Annotated in this window: 13 protein-coding genes and 1 tRNA gene; 7 read left to right on the forward strand and 7 right to left on the reverse strand. The window is 62.3% G+C overall.

Annotated features, from left to right (window positions below; translation table 11 throughout):
* The first annotated feature begins 5 nt into the window (after window positions 1–5).
* Entirely contained in the window at window positions 6–3038 is a 3033-nt protein-coding gene (locus tag EK416_RS13175; RefSeq protein WP_127078218.1) for an efflux RND transporter permease subunit, read from the forward strand.
* 154 nt (window positions 3039–3192) lie between these two features.
* Here EK416_RS13175 and EK416_RS13180 read toward each other — a convergent pair whose 3' ends face one another.
* The 3 genes from EK416_RS13180 to EK416_RS13190 all read right to left on the reverse strand — a co-directional run bounded on the left by EK416_RS13180 (window position 3193) and on the right by EK416_RS13190 (window position 5578).
* Window positions 3193–3741: a hypothetical protein gene (locus EK416_RS13180; RefSeq protein ID WP_127078220.1), complete on the reverse strand. Its 549-nt coding sequence runs from the start codon at window positions 3739–3741 to the stop codon at window positions 3193–3195.
* Window positions 3742–3874: 133 nt separating this feature from the next.
* Window positions 3875–4633 (reverse strand): rhomboid family intramembrane serine protease, encoded by a 759-nt coding sequence (locus EK416_RS13185; RefSeq protein ID WP_127078222.1) that lies wholly within the window; start codon window positions 4631–4633, stop codon window positions 3875–3877.
* Window positions 4634–4651: 18 nt separating this feature from the next.
* The gene (locus EK416_RS13190) at window positions 4652–5578 is read right to left on the reverse strand and encodes an alpha/beta fold hydrolase (RefSeq protein WP_164730020.1); all 927 of its coding nucleotides are present in this window, start codon (window positions 5576–5578) and stop codon (window positions 4652–4654) included.
* Window positions 5579–5687: 109 nt separating this feature from the next.
* Between EK416_RS13190 and EK416_RS13195 the strand changes: the two genes are divergently transcribed.
* The 3 genes from EK416_RS13195 (at window position 5688) to acs (ending at window position 10762) form a co-directional block, all read left to right on the forward strand.
* The gene (locus EK416_RS13195; RefSeq protein WP_164730021.1) at window positions 5688–6194 is read left to right on the forward strand and encodes an Hsp20/alpha crystallin family protein; all 507 of its coding nucleotides are present in this window, start codon (window positions 5688–5690) and stop codon (window positions 6192–6194) included.
* Between the two features lie 198 nt (window positions 6195–6392).
* Complete coding sequence (locus EK416_RS13200) at window positions 6393–8714, forward strand: adenosylcobalamin-dependent ribonucleoside-diphosphate reductase (RefSeq protein WP_164730022.1); 2322 nt, start codon at window positions 6393–6395, stop codon at window positions 8712–8714.
* A 101-nt stretch (window positions 8715–8815) separates the two neighbouring features.
* Window positions 8816–10762 carry an acetate--CoA ligase gene (acs, locus tag EK416_RS13205; protein ID WP_127078228.1) on the forward strand — a complete coding sequence of 649 codons (1947 nt, stop codon included), beginning with the start codon at window positions 8816–8818 and terminating at the stop codon, window positions 10760–10762.
* Between the two features lie 621 nt (window positions 10763–11383).
* Here the strand turns inward: acs and EK416_RS13210 are convergent.
* From EK416_RS13210 to EK416_RS13220, 3 genes are all read right to left on the reverse strand, one after another.
* Entirely contained in the window at window positions 11384–12202 is an 819-nt protein-coding gene (locus EK416_RS13210; RefSeq protein WP_127078230.1) for an enoyl-CoA hydratase, read from the reverse strand.
* A 125-nt stretch (window positions 12203–12327) separates the two neighbouring features.
* Window positions 12328–13047: a DUF4145 domain-containing protein gene (locus EK416_RS13215; protein WP_127078232.1), complete on the reverse strand. Its 720-nt coding sequence runs from the start codon at window positions 13045–13047 to the stop codon at window positions 12328–12330.
* Between the two features lie 19 nt (window positions 13048–13066).
* The gene (locus EK416_RS13220; protein ID WP_245434054.1) at window positions 13067–15421 is read right to left on the reverse strand and encodes an ATP-dependent helicase; all 2355 of its coding nucleotides are present in this window, start codon (window positions 15419–15421) and stop codon (window positions 13067–13069) included.
* A 233-nt stretch (window positions 15422–15654) separates the two neighbouring features.
* Here EK416_RS13220 and EK416_RS13225 point away from each other — a divergent pair, with 233 nt between their 5' ends.
* The gene (locus EK416_RS13225; RefSeq protein ID WP_127078236.1) at window positions 15655–16449 is read left to right on the forward strand and encodes a DUF502 domain-containing protein; all 795 of its coding nucleotides are present in this window, start codon (window positions 15655–15657) and stop codon (window positions 16447–16449) included.
* Window positions 16450–16525: 76 nt separating this feature from the next.
* A tRNA-Lys gene (locus EK416_RS13230) sits at window positions 16526–16601 on the forward strand.
* A 653-nt stretch (window positions 16602–17254) separates the two neighbouring features.
* Here EK416_RS13230 and EK416_RS13235 read toward each other — a convergent pair.
* A complete protein-coding gene (locus EK416_RS13235) occupies window positions 17255–18322 on the reverse strand; it encodes a hypothetical protein (protein ID WP_127078238.1) in 1068 nt (355 codons plus the stop codon).
* Between the two features lie 292 nt (window positions 18323–18614).
* Between EK416_RS13235 and queF the strand changes: the two genes are divergently transcribed.
* Window positions 18615–19076 carry a preQ(1) synthase gene (gene queF / locus EK416_RS13240; RefSeq protein WP_127078240.1) on the forward strand — a complete coding sequence of 154 codons (462 nt, stop codon included), beginning with the start codon at window positions 18615–18617 and terminating at the stop codon, window positions 19074–19076.
* Window positions 19077–19080 lie beyond the last annotated feature (4 nt).

Genomic DNA, 19080 nt, shown 5'->3' on the forward strand with positions numbered 1-19080 from the left:
GCGCGATGCGATTCACCGATCTGTTCATTCACCGGCCGATCCTGTCCATCGTCGTCAGCCTGCTGATCTTGCTGGCGGGGGTGAATGCGTTCTTCTTGCTGCCGGTGCGGCAATATCCGAACCTGCAAAGCGCGACGATCACGGTCGAGACGGGCTTCCCCGGCGCCACGCAGGACGTGATGCAAGGCTTCGTCACTACGCCGATTGCGCAGGCGATCGCGACCGCGAGCGGGATCGAATATCTGACCTCGACCTCCACGATGGGGCAGAGCCAGGTCAAGGCGAAGCTCGTTCTCAACGCGGACTCGGACCGGACGATGACCGAGGTTCTGTCCAAGGTCCAGCAGGTCAAATATCGCCTGCCGCAGGGCGCCTTCGATCCGGTCGTCACGAAGATCACCGATGGCGCTTCTGCCGTCCAGTATATCGCTTTTGTCAGCGACACGCTGACGATCCCGCAGATCACCGATTTCGTCACGCGGGTCGGTCAGCCGCTGATCACCTCGGTGAAGGGCGTCGCCTCCGCAGACTTCGCGGGCGCGCAGGCGCTCGCCATGCGCGTCTGGCTCGATCCGGTGAAGCTCGCCGCCCGCAATCTGACGGCGGGCGACGTCGCGGCAGCGCTGCGCGCCAACAACGTCCAGGCGGCGCCGGGGCAGCTTGAAAGCGACCGGAGCATCACCAGCATTACGGCAACGACCGACGCCACCTCTGTCGGCGATTTCCGCGAGATGGTGATCAAGACGAGCGCCAGCGGCCTCGTTCGGCTCCGCGATATCGCCGATGTCGAGATCGGTAGCCAGAACCATAAGACGCTCGGTTGGGCGAGTGGCCGCCGGGCCGTCTATTTGAAAATCGCGCCGACACCCGACGGCAACCCTCTGGAAATCGTGGCGGCGACGAAGGCGCTGATCCCGAGCATGCAGATCGTCGCTCCGCCCGGGCTCAAGGTGGAGAACCAGTTCGACGTCGCCCATTTCGTGAACGCTTCGATCGACGAGGTGCTGCGGACACTCGTCGAAGCTGTTCTCATCGTCGTCGTCGTGATCTTCCTGTTCCTGGGCTCGCTGCGCGTGGTCGTCGTTCCCGTCGTCACCATCCCGCTGTCGCTCGTAGGCACGGCGGCGCTGATGCTGGCGTTCGGCTTCTCGCTCAATCTGCTCACTCTTCTCGCCATGGTGCTGGCGATCGGGCTGGTGGTCGATGACGCCATCGTGGTCGTCGAGAACATCCACCGCCATATCGAGGAGGGTCATTCGCCGGTCGAGGCGGCACTCGCCGGGGCGCGTGAGATTATAGGCCCGGTCATCGCGATGACGATCACTCTCGCCGCAGTCTATGCGCCAATCGGGCTGATGGAGGGCCTGACCGGCAGTCTGTTCCGGGAGTTCGCCTTCACGCTGGCCGGATCAGTGGTCGTGTCGGGAGTTGTCGCGCTTACTCTCTCGCCGATGATGTGTTCGCAACTTTTGAGCGGCAAGGCCAGCGAAAGCCGCTTTGCCCGGCTGGCAGAGCGCCTGTTGACGGCGCTTGCGGGCACCTACGGCCGTGTGCTCGACCGAACGCTGAACATGCGCTCGGTCGTGCTGCTCGTCGCGGGCGCGATGGTCGCCGCCATCGTGGTGCTCTTCCTCGGCGCCAAACGCGAACTCGCCCCGCAGGAGGATCAGGGGTACGTGTTCACCGCCGTCCGCGCGCCGCAATACGCCAATCTCGACTACACGGCGTCAGCAGCCGCCGACGTTCAGCGGATCTTTCGGTCCTTCCCCGAATATGCGGCGAACTTCTTCGTCGTGGGCACCGATGGCATGAACAACGCCTTCGGCGGCATTATCCTGAAGGAGTGGAGTGAACGCGAACGAACGTCCACCGACATTCAGGCCCAACTCTATCGAGCCGTCAGAAGCGTGCATGACGCCTCGGTCACGCCGTTCCAGCCGATGGCGCTCCCCGCCTCGACGGGCGGCCTGCCGTTCCAGATGGTGTTGCGTTCGCCCGCCGACTACGACGGAATCTATCAGGAAATGGAGGTGCTGAAGGCGGCGGCACGGCGCAGCGGCCTCTTCGTGTTTGTCGACAGCGACCTCGCTTTCGACAGTCCGACGGCGCGGATGCGCATCGACGTCGCGAAGGCCGGAGAGGTCGGCGTCACCATGCAGGCAATAGCCGACACTATGGCCGTGCTCGTTGGCGAAAACTACGTCAACCGCTTCAACTATTATGGCCGATCCTACGACGTGATACCGCAGGTCCGCCAACCCGACCGCGTGACTCCGGATGCGCTCGGCCGCTTCTACGTTCGGGCCAGATCGGGTGCGATGATGCCGCTCGCCACCCTCATCAAGCTCGATGTCATGCCGCAACCCAACCGATTGCCGCAGTTCAATCAGATGAACGCCGCAACTCTCTCGGCCGTATTGAGGCCCGGCGTGACCATGGGCCAGGCGGTTGCATTCATGGAGTCGCTGCCGCGTGCGCCGGGCGTCACCATCGACTGGCTCGGCGACAGCCGCCAGTATGTGCAGGAAGGCAACCGGTTGACCGTTACTTTCGGCTTCGCGCTGATCGTGATCTTCCTCGTGCTTTCGGCCCAGTATGAAAGCTTCCGCGACCCGCTGGTGATCCTCGTCACCGTGCCTCTCGCGGTCTGCGGTGCGCTCGTGCCGCTCTGGCTCGGCTACACGACGCTCAATATCTACACGCAGATCGGGCTGGTGACGCTGATAGGGCTCATCTCGAAACACGGTATCCTGATGGTGGCGTTTGCGAACGACATCCAGCGACGCGAGGGCGCCGGAAAGCGGCAGGCCATCCTCAAGGCGGCGATGGTGCGGATGCGGCCGATCCTCATGACGACGGCGGCCATGGTGGCGGGCCTCGTGCCGCTTCTCTTCGCGACCGGCGCGGGAGCGGCGAGCCGCTTCGCAATCGGCATCGTGGTGGTGATGGGAATGCTGGTCGGGACGTTGTTCACGCTGTTTGTGTTGCCGACATTCTATGTCCTGCTCGGGAGTGAACGAATGCCCCGCCCGAGCTGACTCAGGTGGACCAAGATAACGGTATGCAGCGTCTGCTATCCGCTCGAAAGCCGGCGGAACGAGAAATGCAGGGTTTGATTGGAAGCGTAAAAAAACGAAGCCGTTCGTCTCATATGAAACGAACGGCTTCGCAGTAGAGAGCGCTTGCGAGAAGTTACGCCGCCGCGCTTGACGTTTCTGCCAGAGGATCGCCCGCATGGGCGCCCGCGAAGCGGATGCCGTCGAGCGCCACATAATGCGAGCGGAAAACCTTCCGGTCGAAAATGACCGTTCCGTAGAAATAAAGGCGCGGGATCGCGTCCGTCAGCCCGTTCGCCGTCGCGTAGGCGTCCCAATCCTTGCCCGCCTTTGCCCAGGACGCGTCGTCGAAACCGGGGGCAAACGCAATCGCCGGTCCTGCCTCGCCACCCGTCGGCGGCTTCAGATAGGCGAAGTCGCCCATGCGGTCGTCCTGGCGGCCGAAATCCCTGCGCGAAAAACTGAGGTTGCGCTTGCTGAACGTGGACAGAATGACGACCTGCTTGCCGGACCATTTGTAGCGCGGCACACCGAACAGCGAATATTTCGTGTGCGCGGCGAATTCGGCGAACGTGATGGGCGCATATTTCACGCCGTTGAACTCGTACGGGTCGAAGGGAGTAACGGTCTCCTCGGCGGTCTCTGCGATGGGCTCGCCTTGTTCGATCGGGTGTTCTTCGGTCATCTCAACCGCATCTCTCTGAGGGTTATCGGGATGGCGTCGTGCGGCACCTCGCATGACGCGCAATTTTCTTCGCCACTGTGGCAAAACGGGGACAGGCGCGCAAGGCGTCCATGCGCCGCGCTCCGGCAAGGGGCTACCCCCAGGGGCCAGGTTTCCAGGGCGGCGCACCGTTCGATGCGGTCGCAACGGGGGGCTGAAAACGCGGCTGGGACTCGTCATAGGTTCGATCCGGGCCGAACCGCCAGAGCGGAATCAGCGCCAAGCCCGCCACGAACCCCCCGATATGCGCCCACCACGCAATGCCGCCGCCCGTGTTCGGCTCCGACAGGTCGGTGAATCCCTGAGCAAACTGAATGCCGAACCACACGAGCCAGAAGAAAAGGGCCGGCACCCTGAAGACGAAGATCAGGATCAGGATCGTGAGGCGCGCGCGCGGAAATGTGGTGGCGTAGCCGCCGAACACGCCCGCGATAGCCCCGGACGCGCCGAGCGTCGGCACATCCGAAAGCTGGTTGAACCAGGCGTGTACGTAGCTCGCGGCGACCCCGCAAAGGAGGTAGAAACAGAGGAACTGCCAGCGACCCACGCGGCCTTCAAGCGACGAGCCGAAGACGAAAAGCAACCACATGTTGATGATGAGGTGCAGCCATCCGCCATGCATGAAGGTGCCGGAGATGAAAGGCAGGTAATCCGTGCCCGAGAGGCCCATATAGGCAGCCCAGGCCGGATCGAAATACCGGCGCGGGATCAGCGCGTATTCCATGGCGAAGGCGTGCGCCTCGGCTGGACTGAGGCTCGACTGGTATAAGAAGACAAGCACGTTGGCGAGGATCAGGCCATAGGTTGCCACCGGCGCGAAGGGGATGCGGATCGAATCCTTGATCGGGAACATCCGGCGCCCCTTCCCCGCTTATGAAGCAACGGTGATGCTGTCTTTGAGCGCGCCGAGAACCTCTTCCATGTGATCGAAAATCCAGTAGTGGCCAGCGCCGACAACCCGCACGGGCCTGCATTGCGGCACAAGCGCGCCGAGGTGCAACGCCGCCGAAACCGGCACGTTCCGGTCCGCCAGCCCCTGCCACAGCAGGAATGGCGTCTTGATCGCCTCGAATGAAATATTCCAGGGCTCGGAAAAGAGCCTGAACTCCTGCACGACGCCGCGAATGCCGGGCCGAATGCCCTCGATAACGCCCGCCAGAACATTCGCCTTGACCTCGGGCCGCGACAGGATCGGGGCGTCCGCTGGCCCCGCGCGGCGCATGAGCCCGCGAAACATGGCGTCGGGCGCGGCATTGAACAGCGCGCGGCTCAACGAGAAGACGCCCGTCATCGCAAGTGCATATTGTGGCATGGAGCGGAAGAAGATCGCTTCGCCGCGCGGCAGGGTCGGCGGGCCTTCGGGCGGGCAGAGCGGGCCGACGGGGCTGACAAGCGCCGTGGCGATCACACGCTCGGGCAGAAGCGCTGCGCTCGCGGCTGCATACGGCCCGCCGCCGGAGACACCCGCGACCGCGAACCGCTCGATGTTGAGATGATCCGCGAGAGCCGCGACATCGCCCGGCCAGTCGACGAGCTTTCTCTTCGACTGAAAGTCGGAGAAACCGAAGCCCGGGCGGTCGGGCGATATGAGGCGAAGGCCGAGCCTTCGCGCGGGCGCGTCTGCGAGGCGATACATGAGCCGCGAACCGGGCGTGCCGTGAAACACGAAAACGGGAGCCCCCAACTGGTCCCCATATTCGGCCCAGGCGAGCTTGCGGCCCCCGGCAAGCGCCAGCGTTCGCGGTTCATTCGCCGGAATGGCGTTATCGGCCTGCCGGGTGCTGGTTGCAAAAGCCATGATGCGCCTTCCGGTTGAAACATCGCGAGCGGATTTAAATATTAGAAAAAAGCCCCGCCCCATGGCGGACAATCTCGGAATGTTAGCACATCATGACAAGGAGAAAACGATGGCTGACGAAGGTTCGAGCAACGGTCGCGGCGCCGCGACCGCGCGCTACGGAGACCCGTTTCAATCGTTTCGGTCCGAAATGGACCGGCTTTTTGAAAACTTTCTGTCGGGAGTGCCGCAACTGGTGGGCTTCCCGCAGCGCGCATCGGCAGGTCACGGGCTGACGCCGTCTTTCGATGTGAAGGAGACGGACAAGGACTTCGTGGTGAAAGCGGATCTGCCGGGCATCGACGAGAAAGACCTGCAACTGACGGTGCACGACGGTCAGCTTCGCATCAGCGGGGAGAAGAAGAGCGAGACGTCGGAGGAGCACGAGAACTACTATGTGAAGGAGCGCAGCTTCGGCTCTTTCACGCGCACTGTCCGGCTGCCCGACACGGTCGATGAAGACAAGGTCGAAGCGACCTTCGACAAGGGTGTGCTTAAGGTCACCCTGACGAAGAAGGACGACCACATAAAGCCGCAGAAGAAGATCGAAATCAAAAGCGGTCCGGCGTCTGCCTAGTGGTCCGATCCCGACGTTTGCATCCTTTGCCGGGCAAATGTCGGGATCGAAAGGACACGCGACAGAAGGCGGGTGGCGGCCTCTGCGCCGCTATTTCATGGTTTGTTTCGCTCCTTGAAGTTTCGTTAGAAGTTTATCCACACGGCGCCCTTGACACTTTGGCACAAAAAGGGAACATTTGGGGATCATAACGCGTATATGTCACAGAGTTTGGACGCTTCGATGCCGATCCCGATTTCACGCCAGATATGGGAAGCCAAGTATCGTTTTTCGCCCGCCGGTGGCGAGCCCGAGCGATCCGTTGCTGAAACCTTCGCGCGCGTGGCAAGGGCCGCCGCCGCTGCGGAACCCGAAGCCAGACGAAAGGAGTGGGAGAAGCGCTTTCTCGATGCGATGACGGATTTCGCCTTCATGCCGGCGGGACGCATCCTAGCTGGCGCCGGCACCGGCCGCGAAGTCACCTTGTTCAACTGTTTCGTCATGGGAGAGATCGGCGACGACATGGGCTCGATCTTTACCCATGTTCGCGAGGCCGCGCTGACGCTTCAGCAGGGCGGCGGCATCGGGCACGACTTTTCCACGCTGCGGCCAAAAGGCGCGCCCGTGAAAGGGGTGGGCGCGGATGCGTCCGGCCCGGTCAGCTTCATGGATGTGTGGGATGCGATGTGCAGGACGATCATGTCCGCCGGATCGCGTCGCGGCGCCATGATGGGCACGCTCCGCTGCGATCATCCCGACATCGAAGCCTTCATAGAAGCGAAGGCCGACCCGGCGCGTCTCAGAAACTTCAATCTTTCGGTACTCGTGACAGACGCTTTCATGGAGGCGGTCAAGGCGGATGCGCGCTGGCCGCTCATGTTCGGAGGCACCCTGTTTCGGGAGGTCAGCGCCCGGGGCCTTTGGCTGAAGATCATGCGCAGCGCCTACGACTATGCTGAACCGGGCGTGATCTTCATCGACCGCGTCAACGCCGCGAACAACCTTGCCTGGTGCGAAACGATTTCGGCGACAAATCCATGCGGCGAACAGCCATTGCCCCCCTACGGCGCGTGCCTACTCGGCTCGATCAATCTCGCAGCGCTCATCGAAAGGCCCTTTGAAACCGAGGCCCGGCTTGACGAGGCGCGCCTTGGAAGGCTCGTGCCCGTCGCGGTGCGCCTTCTCGATAACATCATCGACGTCTCGCGCTATCCGCTGCCGCCGCAGGAGCGCGAAGCGAAGGCGAAGCGGCGCATTGGCCTTGGCGTCACCGGGCTGGCGGATGCGCTGGTTTTCTGTGGTGCGCATTATGGCGAGGAGAGCGGACGAGCGCTCGCTGCGTCATGGATGGCGCGCATTTCGCAACTGGCGTACGAGGCGAGCGCCGCACTTGCGAAGGAGAAGGGCGCGTTTTCGCTGTTCGACGCCGATGCCTTCCTGGCGCGGCCCTTCCCCGCCTCGCTTCCGCCGTCACTGCAAAAGGCCATCCGGCAACACGGCGTCCGCAACGGCGTTCTCACCTCGATCGCGCCGACGGGGACCATTTCGCTTCTCGCAGGCAATGTGTCGAGCGGCGTGGAGCCCATCTTCGATTTCGAATTCAGTCGCCGGGTCCTTCAGCCCGATGGCTCCGCGCGCCACGAAACGGTTGACGATTATGCGGTGCGCGTCTTCCGCGAAATGCGAGGCAGCGCGCCGCTGCCGCCCGCCTTCGTCGCGGCGCGGGAATTGACGCCCGCTCAACATATCGAAATGCAGGCCGCGCTTCAGCATCATGTCGATGCTTCGATATCCAAGACGGTCAACTGTCCGGCTTCCATCCGGTTCGAGGACTTCGAGATGCTGTATGCCGATGCCTGGCGCCTGGGCCTCAAGGGGTGCACCGCATATCGCCCTAACGCGGTGACGGGGGAGGTTCTCGCTTCCGCGCCCGCGGCGATCGGCGAGCCGCCTGCCCAGCCCGCGCTTCCGCTCGCTGCTGCCCCGCCGTATGAGGTCCAAGCTGTTGAACCGTTGCCTCGTCCGCGCGAACCCGTGCTTTCGGGCTTCACCTACAAGCTGAAATGGCCCGGCTCGGACCACGCGATATATGTCACCATCAACGACAGCATCGAGGACGGCGAGCGCCGCCCCTTCGAGATCTTCATCAACTCCAAAAACCTTGAGCACTACGCCTGGACGGTCGCCCTTACGCGCATGATCAGCGCCATTTTCCGCCGCGGCGGTGACGTGGGGTTCGTGGTCGAGGAGCTCAAGGCGGTTTTCGATCCAAGAGGTGGCGCGTGGATGGACGGGCGGTACGTCCCGAGCCTCCTTGCCGCCATCGGCGATATCGTCGAGCGGCATTTCATCCATATCGGCTTTCATGGCGGGCCGTCCGAGCCCGACCGGCTCAAAGTCCCTATCGGGCCGCAAGACGACGTCCAGAACGGCGCGCGGATCCCTCTGACGAATCTCTGTCCGAAATGCGGGGCGCCGGGGATGATCTCGCAGGAAGGATGCCGCACCTGCCGTGTCTGCGGGTTCTCCACATGCAATTGAAACAGCTCTCTGCCCGTCGGGTGTTCGACCTTTGCGCAACTTGCTCTGGGATAGCCAATCAAACATAAATAGCGCTGAAAAAGCGCATCGTGGAGGACGTCATGACGGGCAAAATTTATCCGGTCTCCGAGGCCTGGAGCAGCTCGGCCTATATTGATGAAAACAAGTATCGCGCGCTCTACGAGCAGAGCGTAAGCGATCCCGAAGGCTTCTGGGGTGAACAGGCCGCCCGCATCGACTGGATCAAGCCCTTCACGAAGGTCAAGAACACGTCCTACGACCCGCATAACGTTTCAATCAAGTGGTTTGAAGATGGATCGCTGAACGTCGCGGCAAACTGCATCGATCGCCATCTTGAAACGCGCGGCGATCAGGTCGCCATCATATGGGAAGGCGACGAGCCGAACCTGGATCTCAAGATCACCTACCGCGAGCTTCACGACCGCGTCAGCCGCTTCGCCAACGTGCTGAAGAAGCACGGCGTCAAGAAGGGCGACCGTGTCACGATCTACCTCCCGATGATCCCCGAGGCGGCTTACGCGATGCTTGCCTGCGCGCGCATCGGCGCGATCCATTCAGTCGTTTTCGGCGGGTTCTCGCCGGACAGTCTTGCGAGCCGCATTGTCGACTGCGATTCGAGCGTCGTCATCACGGCGGACGAGGGCGTGCGTGGCGGTCGCAAGGTTGCGCTCAAGGCAAACGCGGACAAGGCACTGGAAAAATGCCCGAGCGTGGAACGCGTGCTTGTGGTGAAACGCACCAATTCTCCCGTCGGCTGGACTGCGGGCCGCGATTTCTGGCTGGCGGAAGAAATGGAATCCGTGTCCGCGGATTGCCCGCCTGAGGAAATCAACGCGGAAGACCCACTGTTCATTCTCTATACGTCCGGCTCGACGGGGCAGCCGAAAGGTGTGCTTCACACTTCCGGCGGCTACCTCGTCTATGCTTCGCTGACCCATCAGTACATCTTCGATTACAAGGATGGCGATATCTACTGGTGCACGGCGGATGTGGGATGGGTCACCGGCCACAGCTACATTCTCTACGGTCCGCTCGCGAACGGCGCAACGACGGTCATGTTCGAGGGCGTACCGAATTATCCCACCGCGTCCCGCTTCTGGGACGTCATCGACAAGCATCAGGTGAACACGTTCTACACAGCGCCGACGGCCATTCGCGCGCTGATGGGCGCCGGCGACGAACTCGTCAAGAAGACGAGCCGCAAGTCGTTAAGACTGCTGGGGAGCGTCGGTGAGCCGATCAATCCCGAAGCCTGGGAATGGTATTATCACGTCGTCGGTGAACAGCGCTGCCCCATCGTCGACACCTGGTGGCAGACGGAAACCGGCGGCATTCTCATCAGCGCGCTCCCCGGCGCCATCGCCCTTAAGCCCGGCTCGGCCACGCTGCCGTTCTTCGGCGTGAAACCCGCGCTCGTGACGCCTGACGGCCAGAACATCGAAGGCGCCGGCGAGGGCAACCTTGTCATCACCGATTCGTGGCCCGGTCAGATGCGCACCGTCTACAAGGACCACACGCGTTTCGTGCAGACCTATTTCTCGTCTTATCCCGGCACCTACTTTACCGGCGACGGCTGCCGTCGCGACGAAGACGGCTATTACTGGATCACCGGCCGCGTCGACGACGTGATCAACGTGGCGGGGCACCGCATGGGTACGGCGGAGGTCGAGTCGGCGCTTGTGGCTCATCCCAAGGTGGCGGAAGCGGCTTGCGTGGGGTATCCTCACAGCCTCAAAGGTCAGGGCATCTATGTCTACGTCACCCTGATGGAGGGCATCGAGCCGACCGAGGCGGTCCGTACCGAATTGCGCAATTGGGTTCGGCAGGAAATCGGACCGATCGCGACGCCGGATCTTATCCAGTTCGCGCCGGGTTTGCCGAAAACGCGCTCGGGCAAGATCATGCGCCGTATCCTGCGCAAGATCGCGGAAGACGACTTCTCCAACCTGGGTGACACGTCGACACTCGCTGAACCTGGCGTCGTGTCCGATCTCATCGAGAACCGCATGAACAAGGCCGTCGCCTGATTGAATGCGGGGGCGGCAAAAGCTCGCCCCCCCGCATTCCAGCTGAGCCTTGCGCGGAGCTGTTACTTCAGGGCCACGGCGTTCCGCGAGAAGCGTTCTTGGCCGAGCCAACGCATGCATTTCCGCTCGAATCCGGTTAATAGGCAGGCCGTGGATGACATTGGAAAGAGCCATGCCTGAGCGGAACTTCGATAATGCAGACGTCAGAGCGAATCTGGGCTTTCGCCCCACACTTCTGACCCCTGTCATGGAACGAAACGCGCTGGAAAGCAGCGACGTTGAAGACTTTCTCTCGGTCCGCCTCTCTGCAGCGGAGGAATCCGGCGAAGGTGTGACAGAGCTCTGGCTTAGTTGACCCCCAGCGCGGCCACTCGCGGCGTGCATCGAAGAGCCGAGAGCGCGTCTGGAACAGTGAAGCGGTTCGGGGCGCGCGACAGAGCAAAAAGATGAAGCGAGCTTTTGCTTCGATCAAAAGCGAGATGCTCGGCGTGCTTCGCAGTGGATCAGCCCGCGTCAAGTCGGCATCGATCTGACGCAGGCAAGGTGAGCGCCAATATAATCTGCGCGTCATAAATCTACGGCGTCGTGGGGCGTCCGACATACACCGTGACGCCGTAAATCTCACGAGCCTGTCCATTCCGGTGTACGCTTTTCTATAAAGGCACCGATGCCCTCTTCAGCGTCGCGCGTGAGCATGTTTTCCACCATCACTTGAGCCGTGTAATCATACGCGGCCGCGAGCGGCATCTCGGCTTGTGCGTAGAACGCCTTCTTGCCGATAGACAGCGTCAGCGGCGACTTCGCGGCGATCTTCTGCGCCACGGCGAGCGCCGCCGGAAGAACCTCCGCGTCCGGCACCAGCCAGTTGACGAGGCCGAGGTCCTTGGCGCGCGCCGCGTCGATCATATCGCCGAGCAGCAGCATTTCCATCGCCGCCTTGCGCGAAACGTTGCGCGTCAGCGCGACCATCGGCGTGGAGCAGAAAAGACCGATATTGACCCCCGGTGTTGCGAATTGCGCGTGGTCGCCCGCAACCGCCAGATCGCAGCTCGCGACAAGCTGGCAGCCTGCGGCGGTCGCGATCCCGCCCACCGCCGCGATGACCGGCTTCGGACAGTCCACGATGGCCTGCATCAGCGCCGCACACGCGCTCATCGTCTGGTCGAAAAACGCGCGGCCCCGATCCGCATCCGCGCGGTGGGCGGTGAGTTCCTTCAGGTCGTGCCCGGCTGAGAACGCTGGCGGCGCGCCCGCGAGCACGATTGCCGCCACCTCGCGATTGGAACCCTCCGCCGCGATGGCGTCATGCAGCGCCGCGATGAGGCCGAGCGAAAGGCTGTTGCGCGCCCTCGGCCGGTTCATGGTGAGGATCGAGATGTTGCCCCGCCGCTCGGTGAGAAGCAGCGGCTCGGGCGTGTCCGGTGTCTGTGTCGCGGTCATGCGTTTCGTCTCCCTTTTTCGGGAGAGTAAAGCGAACCGCCGCCGCGCGGAAACACGACTACGTCAGCGGAACGGGGCAAGCGGATCGCTGGCTATGGAAAGCAGGGTCGCCGATCCCGCGGTGCCTACGCCTTTTTGAGCGATTTCCTATCTCGGTCCGCGATGGCTTCCGTCTTTGCGGACGGCAACTTTGCATATAATTCGTCGATTTGCTTCGGGCGATAGAGGAGATCTTCCACGATTATATTCACAAGCTCAAAGAGTACAGCCGCTGTCTCGCGATCGTCCTTGATGTTCATTAATCCCGGATGCACGGCCTCGTTTCCGATAACGCGGACAACATCGAGCGCCTTTTGAATGTCGCGGCGAAGATCATGCTTCACCAACTCGGCAATTGCTTCATTGATTCCGAGTTGCTTTCCGAGCTTGTGATTGCATAACTTCTGCACGCAAAGACGCAATAGAGCGGCGGCCCCCCTTGGTGAGGCATTCAAGATGCTCCGCGCTTCTTCGAAGTCCAACTTGACGTCGTCGGGCATCGCTTGGTGGGGAGAAATTTCATATCGCTGGGCGGGATATATCAGCTCGTCCGCGCGCCAAAGCGCAGTGTCGTGGCAGCTTGCACACTGACTAGCATAGAGATTGGCGAAATACATTTTTGCAGAATAATCGTCCATCAATACAGAAACATGTATTCTCGGATTGACCGGTCGGTGCAGCTTTGGAACAGAATGAGTGACAAATAGCGTTCCGGCGCCAAACCACATCTGGTCAGCAAAAGTCCCACAGTGAGGACAATTGAATGCCTTTTTGTCTATAGAAGGCGCTACATAATTCGTCTGCATCTATCCCCCAATCAATAAATCAAACCGCCTCCACGAAACTCGCGACAACCTTCTTCTGCCCGGCTTTTTCGAAATCCACGGTGAGCTTGTTGCCCTCGATCTCGGTCACGCGGCCATAGCCGAATTTCTGATGGAAGATGCGCTGGCCGACCGAGAACGCGCACGCCTCCGCGACGCTCTTCGCCACAAGCTCGCCCTCGATCTCGCGCGGAACGGGCCGCTGCCGGTTCTTCGCCGCGCCTTCGCTCCGCCAGTTCGTCTGCGCGCGCTTCCAGCCGGGCGTGCCGCGCTCTTCATAATCGAACGGTGAAACGTCCGGCTCGTCGAACCGGCTCGCGCCGTAGCCGCCATTCGCCGCGCCGAAACGCCCATAACCGTAGCCGCCGCTCTCAATCTTGAGTTCGGCATGCTCGACCGCAAGCTCATCGAGGAAGCGCGACGGCAGCGCCGATTGCCACGAGCCATGCACGCGCCGGTTCTGCGCGAAGCTGATGATGAGCCGCCGCTTCGCGCGCGTGATGCCGACATAGGCGAGGCGGCGTTCTTCCTCCAGCCCCTCCTGCCCGTTCTCGTCGAGCGCGCGCTGATGCGGGAACAGCCCTTCCTCCCAGCCGGGCAGGAAAACGACGCCGAATTCGAGGCCCTTCGCGCCATGCAGAGTCATGAGGCTGACGCGGTCGCCGTCGGCGGCCTGATCGGCGTCCATCACGAGCGAAACGTGCTCCAGAAATGCGCCGAGACTGTCGAACTGATCCATGAAGCGGATGAGTTCTTTCAGGTTTTCGAGCCGCGTCTGTGCCTGCGGGGACTTGTCCTTCTGCCACATCTCGGTGTAGCCGGACTCGTCGAGGATGAGTTCGGCAAGCTCCGTGTGCGGCATCGCGCCCATGAGGCCGCGCCAGCGCTCGAAGCTATCGGTGAGCGCCCGAAGCGACCGGCGCGCGGCGGGCTTCAGTTCTTCGGTTTCGGTGATCTGCCGCGCGGCGTGGAACAGACTCAGCCCCTCGGCGCGCGCATGGCCGAAGATGGTCTGCACGGCCTGCTCGCCGAGCCCGCGCTTCGGCACGTTGACAATGCGCTCGAAACGAAGATCCGCGGCCGGATTTTGCAGCACTTCGAGATAGGCGATGGCATCCTTGATTTCCTGCCGCTCGTAGAAGCGCGGGCCGCCGATGACGCGATACGGCATGCCCATCGTCACGAAGCGGTCTTCGAAGGCGCGCATCTGGAAGCTCGCGCGAACGAGGATCGCGATGTCGTTCAGCGCCACGCCCGCGCGGCGAAAGCGGTCGATGTCCTCGGCGGCAAGCCGCGCTTCCTCGTCGTCGTCCCAGACGCCGCGCACGGCGAGCTTTTCGCCCATGTCCGCGCCCGCGATGCCGGTGCGCAGCGTCTTGCCGAGGCGGCCTGCATTGTTCGCGATGAGCTTCGAGGCCGCGCCAAGGATGTGCGGCGTGGAGCGGTAATTCTGTTCGAGGCGGATGACGTGCGCGCCGGGAAAGTCCTGCTCGAAGCGCAGGATGTTGTCCACCTCCGCGCCGCGCCAGCCGTAAATCGACTGGTCGTCGTCGCCGACGCAGCAAACGTTGTGATTGCCCTGCGCGAGAAGGCGAAGCCAGAGGTATTGCGCGACATTGGTATCCTGGTACTCGTCCACCATGATGTAGGTGAACCAGCGGTGATATTGCTTCAGGACATCCGGGTTTTCCTGGAACAACCGGATGTTTTCGAGCAGGAGATCGCCGAAGTCGACGGCGTTCAGATCCTTGAGGCGCTTCTGATAGGCGGCGTAAAGCTCGATGCCGCGACCGTTCGCGAAGGAAAACGCATCGCCCGCGGGCACCTTCTCCGGCACGAGACCCTTGTTTTTCCAGCCGTCGATGAGCCCCGCAAGTTGCCGCGCGGGCCAGCGCTTTTCGTCGAGCCGCTCCGCCTGAATGATCTGCTTCAAGAGCCGGATCTGATCGTCGACGTCGAGGATCGTGAAATTCTGCGAGAGACCGACGAGTTCCGCGTGGCGGCGCAGGATGCGCATCCCGATGGAGTGGAACGTGCCGAGCCACGGCATGCCCTCGACCGTCCCGCCGACAAGCTGGCCGACGCGCTCCTTCATCTCGCGCGCCGCCTTGTTGGTGAAGGTGACGGCGAGAATTTCATTGGGCCGCGCGCGGTGCGTCCACAAAAGATGCGCCATGCGCGTCGTGAGCACGCGGGTCTTGCCGGTCCCGGCGCCCGCGAGCACCAGCACAGGCCCGTCGAGCCGTTCGACGGCCTCGCGCTGCTCGGTGTTCAGGCCCTTGAGATAAGGGGGTTCGGGCGCTAGCGCATTCGATGCGGCGATGGCTGCGGCGATGTTCAGACGACTCGTTGGCATGAATGAGATATAGCACGCAGGCGTCGGCATGCCACGAAGCGGCGACAGTTTTCACCAAAGGGGCGGGGGCGCTGCTCGCGCGGTATTGAGGGGCCCCGGCCGTGCAGCGCGAGAATGCTGCTACCGCAGCGCCTTCCGCGTTGCAGCGTCCCTCTATTTTTGCCACCAACAAACGGTACGCATGGGTTATGTGTTCGCGGTATACTAGGCTGCACCGAAACCGATGAAGCCGCATGAACAGCCCGTTGGACGAAGGAGTGACGCGCATGCTGAACTGGATCTCCCGTGTGTGGAGGACCAGCGTGATCGGTTCGTTTCTGGCGGGCCTGCTGTTTCTTCTCCCGATCGTCCTCACAGTCTTCATCGTTGCGTGGATCATCAATTTCGTGCGCGGCGCCATCGGCCCCGGCACGGTGCTCGGCGATCTTTTCACGCGCGGGGGCAATTATCTGATCGGCGGCAGCCAGGACACGCTCGCGTTCTGGCTCGGCATCGGCATCGCGCTCATCGGCATCTGGCTTCTCGGCCTGATCGTGAAAACGCGCGCCAAAAGCATCATCCAGAACTATCTGGACAGCTTGTTCTCTCGGGTGCCGCTCATACGCTCGATTTATAGCCCGGTCTCGCGCGTGGTTCGCCTCGCAACGGACAGGTCCGGCGCACCGGGCGACCTGTCGGGCATGAGCGTGGTTTCGTGCCGCTTTTTCGGGGAAGGCGCACAGGGCGTCGACATCCTCGCACTGCTCGCAAGCCAGCAGCTTTTCACCATCGCCGGGGAGCGCCGCAGGCTTGTCTACTTGCCGGCTGCGCCAATCCCAATGTCGGGCGGCCTCGTTTTTGTTTCCGACAGCGCCATCACACCCGTGCACGACATGAAGGTGGACGACCTTTTGAAGATTTACGTATCGCTCGGCGCGCTTGCGCCCGAAGTCATTCCGCAGGGCACCGATCCGCGTCGCGCCATCACGGCATTGCCGGGGCCGCGCACACCGCCGCAGGCGCCGATCACGAAGCCGGAGCACGTGTGAAGGAAATGCGAAATTGACGCAAAGCAGGTAGACATCCGGCTTCCGACGCATTATAGAACACGAACCGCGACGGAGCGGGCGCATAGCTCAGTTGGTAGAGCAGCTGACTCTTAATCAGCGGGTCCAAGGTTCGAATCCTTGTGCGCCCACCAACGCGATCAAGGGCTTAGGCGACAAATCGCGTAGTCTTCCTCTCAAAAAATCGTCACTGTGTCGTCACGGTGAAGGAAATCCACGGCAAGCGCATGAAGCGTTGCGCGCAGATTAATCGGCGGGCTCCTCAAAGCGGTTGCGCCCGCGCGCCTTCGGCATGTCGCGCTCAAGCTCGCCGAAACGGGGAGAGCGTAAATCTCCAGATGCGCGCTGGGCACTTGCATCGTTCTGCAACCCAGCGAGAAGCGAGCGAATTGCTTTGGCGAGTTTCAGCTTGCGCTCTCCATAAGGCGCGCTGGCGATGAGATGTCGAGCAGAAGCGCGGCTTCCGGCCACGACCCGGCGGCATTACCTTCACGCCGCAGAATTCGCAACTCACCGCGCTGCTTTCGGCCGCTTTTCGAGCGCGCAGGGGCAATCCCGATCATCTCGTCACCCCGCCGAGAAGCTTCTTGAGCCGCCGGGGTTCGGATGGTGGCGGCGAAGCGTCTGTGTCGCGGCGCTTCCGGTCTTCAGCGTGCAAGCGTCCTTGCTGATGCCTGCGATCTCCAGGTGAAAGACGCTACAGCTGCACAGCTGCAAAACGCGGAAAAAAGTGAGAGGCGGGTTTCCTGATACGCTTCGGCCGCGCACGCCCTCCTCTGCGAAGCCACTATTCCGCGCCGCCTGAGCTGCCGATGTAGCGCAGCGCGCCGGTCGAAAGCGCGCCGCCGACGACGCAGGGAATGCCCGCCGTTCCGACGCTCGCCACCGCAAGGCCGAGACACCCCGCCGACATCGCCGCCTGACCGACGGAACCCCATGTCAGAAGGTCGCGCGTCGAGCCGGGCCCCTTGCGCTTCAATTCATCCAGCGCTGCAAGCGCGTCCTTGCCGAGCCGCGCCGTGTCCGCGAGTTCCGCCGCTTCGATCACTTCGGCGAGGATGGGTTTCACCTTTTTCGGCTGCCGCTCCTGCAGGGCCTTCAGCACCCGCAGAAGGTCCGCGTCGCGCGCCGCGTTCGAGGCCAGCGTGAAGCGGGCCATGCTGCCGATGGTGAGCTTGTCGACGCTGTCGCGCTCTTTCGACCATGGCAGCAGCGTCACGATCTGAGCGATCGGGCCCTCGCGGCCCGTGGCGAAGTAGATGCCCCACAGCGTATCGATCAACTCGGCGTTGGAGGCGAAGGTGATCTGCCGCTTCCTGTCTTCTTTTTCCTTTTCCTTGTCCTTGAAGAACATGTCGCCATTGAAGAAGCTTTGAACCTTCTCCACCGTACCCGGCTTGTAGGGTTCGAGGGCGATCTGGTTCAATGTCGGCAATTCTCCCGAAAGATAGCGCTCGGCCATCACGCGCCGATCGGGCAGGCGAGCGGCGAGCACGCTCATGTGGTTGCGCCAGTCGGGGATCTGCGAATAGGCGACGGCCCGGATCACGAGCCATTGATCCTCGAAGGGCAGAGGCAGCGTCTTCTCGATGATGGCCTGCGCCTTGCTCGGGTTCGCGTTGAGCACGCCTGCCAGAAAGCCGACATAGAGCCCGGAGGAATCCGGCTCCTTCAGCGCGCCGGAACGGCTCAGCATCTGGATAACGGCAGGGACCGCCAACGGCTCGGGCTTGGCGCGGTATTTTTTGATCCAGCGTTGACCGGCCTCGGGCCAGTTCCCGTTCGCGGGCGGCGGAGCGGCATGCGCCGGAAGGAGAAGCGCAACGATAAGGAACGGAACGAGAAAGCGGCGCATGAACTCTGTACTCAGGGACGAACGCGACCGCCAAGCGGTCCTGGCGTTCGATGGGCGCAGACTGAAACGCGGCGGGATGGCCATTTTATGAAGCGACTGTGGCGGGACGATCACAAGCTTCCTCATGCCCGAGAGGGGACTTGCGGAATCGGGCTTTCCGGATGGCGCCGAAAACTCACGGTTGCATGGCCGAGGCGCCGTTTGCGCGGTGGAAGAGGATATGGCACCAGTGAGACCAATCGTGCGGGTTACGAGGCGCCCGGACAGCCCGATCATACACGGAGACAGTCGCATGAACGATCCAACGGTTCGCCTGACACAACTCGGACAGCGCGCCGACCTGCCCGCGTCGCCGGACGAGGCGGCGCTTGAAACCGTGCCAAACCCGCATCCCGGTTCGCTCTATGTCGTGCGCTTCACCGCGCCGGAATTCACGTCGCTTTGCCCCGTCACGGGCCAGCCGGATTTCGCGCATCTCGTGATCGACTATGTTCCTCGCGACCTGCTTGTGGAGTCGAAGTCGCTGAAGCTTTATCTCGGTTCGTTCCGCAATCACGGCGCGTTCCACGAAGATTGCACCGTCGCCATCGCCAAGCGGCTCGATGCAACGCTGAACCCGCATTGGCTGCGGATCGGCGGTTACTGGTATCCCAGAGGCGGCATCCCCATCGACGTGTTTTTTGCTGTTGGCGACCTTCCGCACGGGCTCTGGGTGCCAGATCAGGGCGTTGCGCCCTATCGTGGGCGCGGCTAAAAAT

It is taken from the genome of Rhodomicrobium lacus (assembly GCF_003992725.1).
In the GTDB taxonomy this organism is placed as follows: Bacteria; Pseudomonadota; Alphaproteobacteria; order Rhizobiales; family Rhodomicrobiaceae; genus Rhodomicrobium; species Rhodomicrobium lacus.

Excerpts from the sequence above, each read along its gene's own strand:
- EK416_RS13220 (WP_245434054.1), bottom strand. The coding sequence starts at position 15,421 with ATGCCAACGAGTCGTCTGAACATCGCCGCAGCCATCGCCGCATCGAAT.
- EK416_RS13215 (WP_127078232.1), bottom strand. The coding sequence starts at position 13,047 with ATGCAGACGAATTATGTAGCGCCTTCTATAGACAAAAAGGCATTCAAT.
- acs (WP_127078228.1), top strand. The coding sequence starts at position 8,816 with ATGACGGGCAAAATTTATCCGGTCTCCGAGGCCTGGAGCAGCTCGGCC.
- EK416_RS13195 (WP_164730021.1), top strand. The coding sequence starts at position 5,688 with ATGGCTGACGAAGGTTCGAGCAACGGTCGCGGCGCCGCGACCGCGCGC.
- EK416_RS13225 (WP_127078236.1), top strand. The coding sequence starts at position 15,655 with ATGAACAGCCCGTTGGACGAAGGAGTGACGCGCATGCTGAACTGGATC.
- EK416_RS13180 (WP_127078220.1), bottom strand. The coding sequence starts at position 3,741 with ATGACCGAAGAACACCCGATCGAACAAGGCGAGCCCATCGCAGAGACC.
- EK416_RS13175 (WP_127078218.1), top strand. The coding sequence starts at position 6 with ATGCGATTCACCGATCTGTTCATTCACCGGCCGATCCTGTCCATCGTC.
- EK416_RS13185 (WP_127078222.1), bottom strand. The coding sequence starts at position 4,633 with ATGTTCCCGATCAAGGATTCGATCCGCATCCCCTTCGCGCCGGTGGCA.
- EK416_RS13235 (WP_127078238.1), bottom strand. The coding sequence starts at position 18,322 with ATGCGCCGCTTTCTCGTTCCGTTCCTTATCGTTGCGCTTCTCCTTCCG.
- EK416_RS13210 (WP_127078230.1), bottom strand. The coding sequence starts at position 12,202 with ATGACCGCGACACAGACACCGGACACGCCCGAGCCGCTGCTTCTCACC.
- queF (WP_127078240.1), top strand. The coding sequence starts at position 18,615 with ATGAACGATCCAACGGTTCGCCTGACACAACTCGGACAGCGCGCCGAC.
- EK416_RS13200 (WP_164730022.1), top strand. The coding sequence starts at position 6,393 with ATGTCACAGAGTTTGGACGCTTCGATGCCGATCCCGATTTCACGCCAG.
- EK416_RS13190 (WP_164730020.1), bottom strand. The coding sequence starts at position 5,578 with ATGGCTTTTGCAACCAGCACCCGGCAGGCCGATAACGCCATTCCGGCG.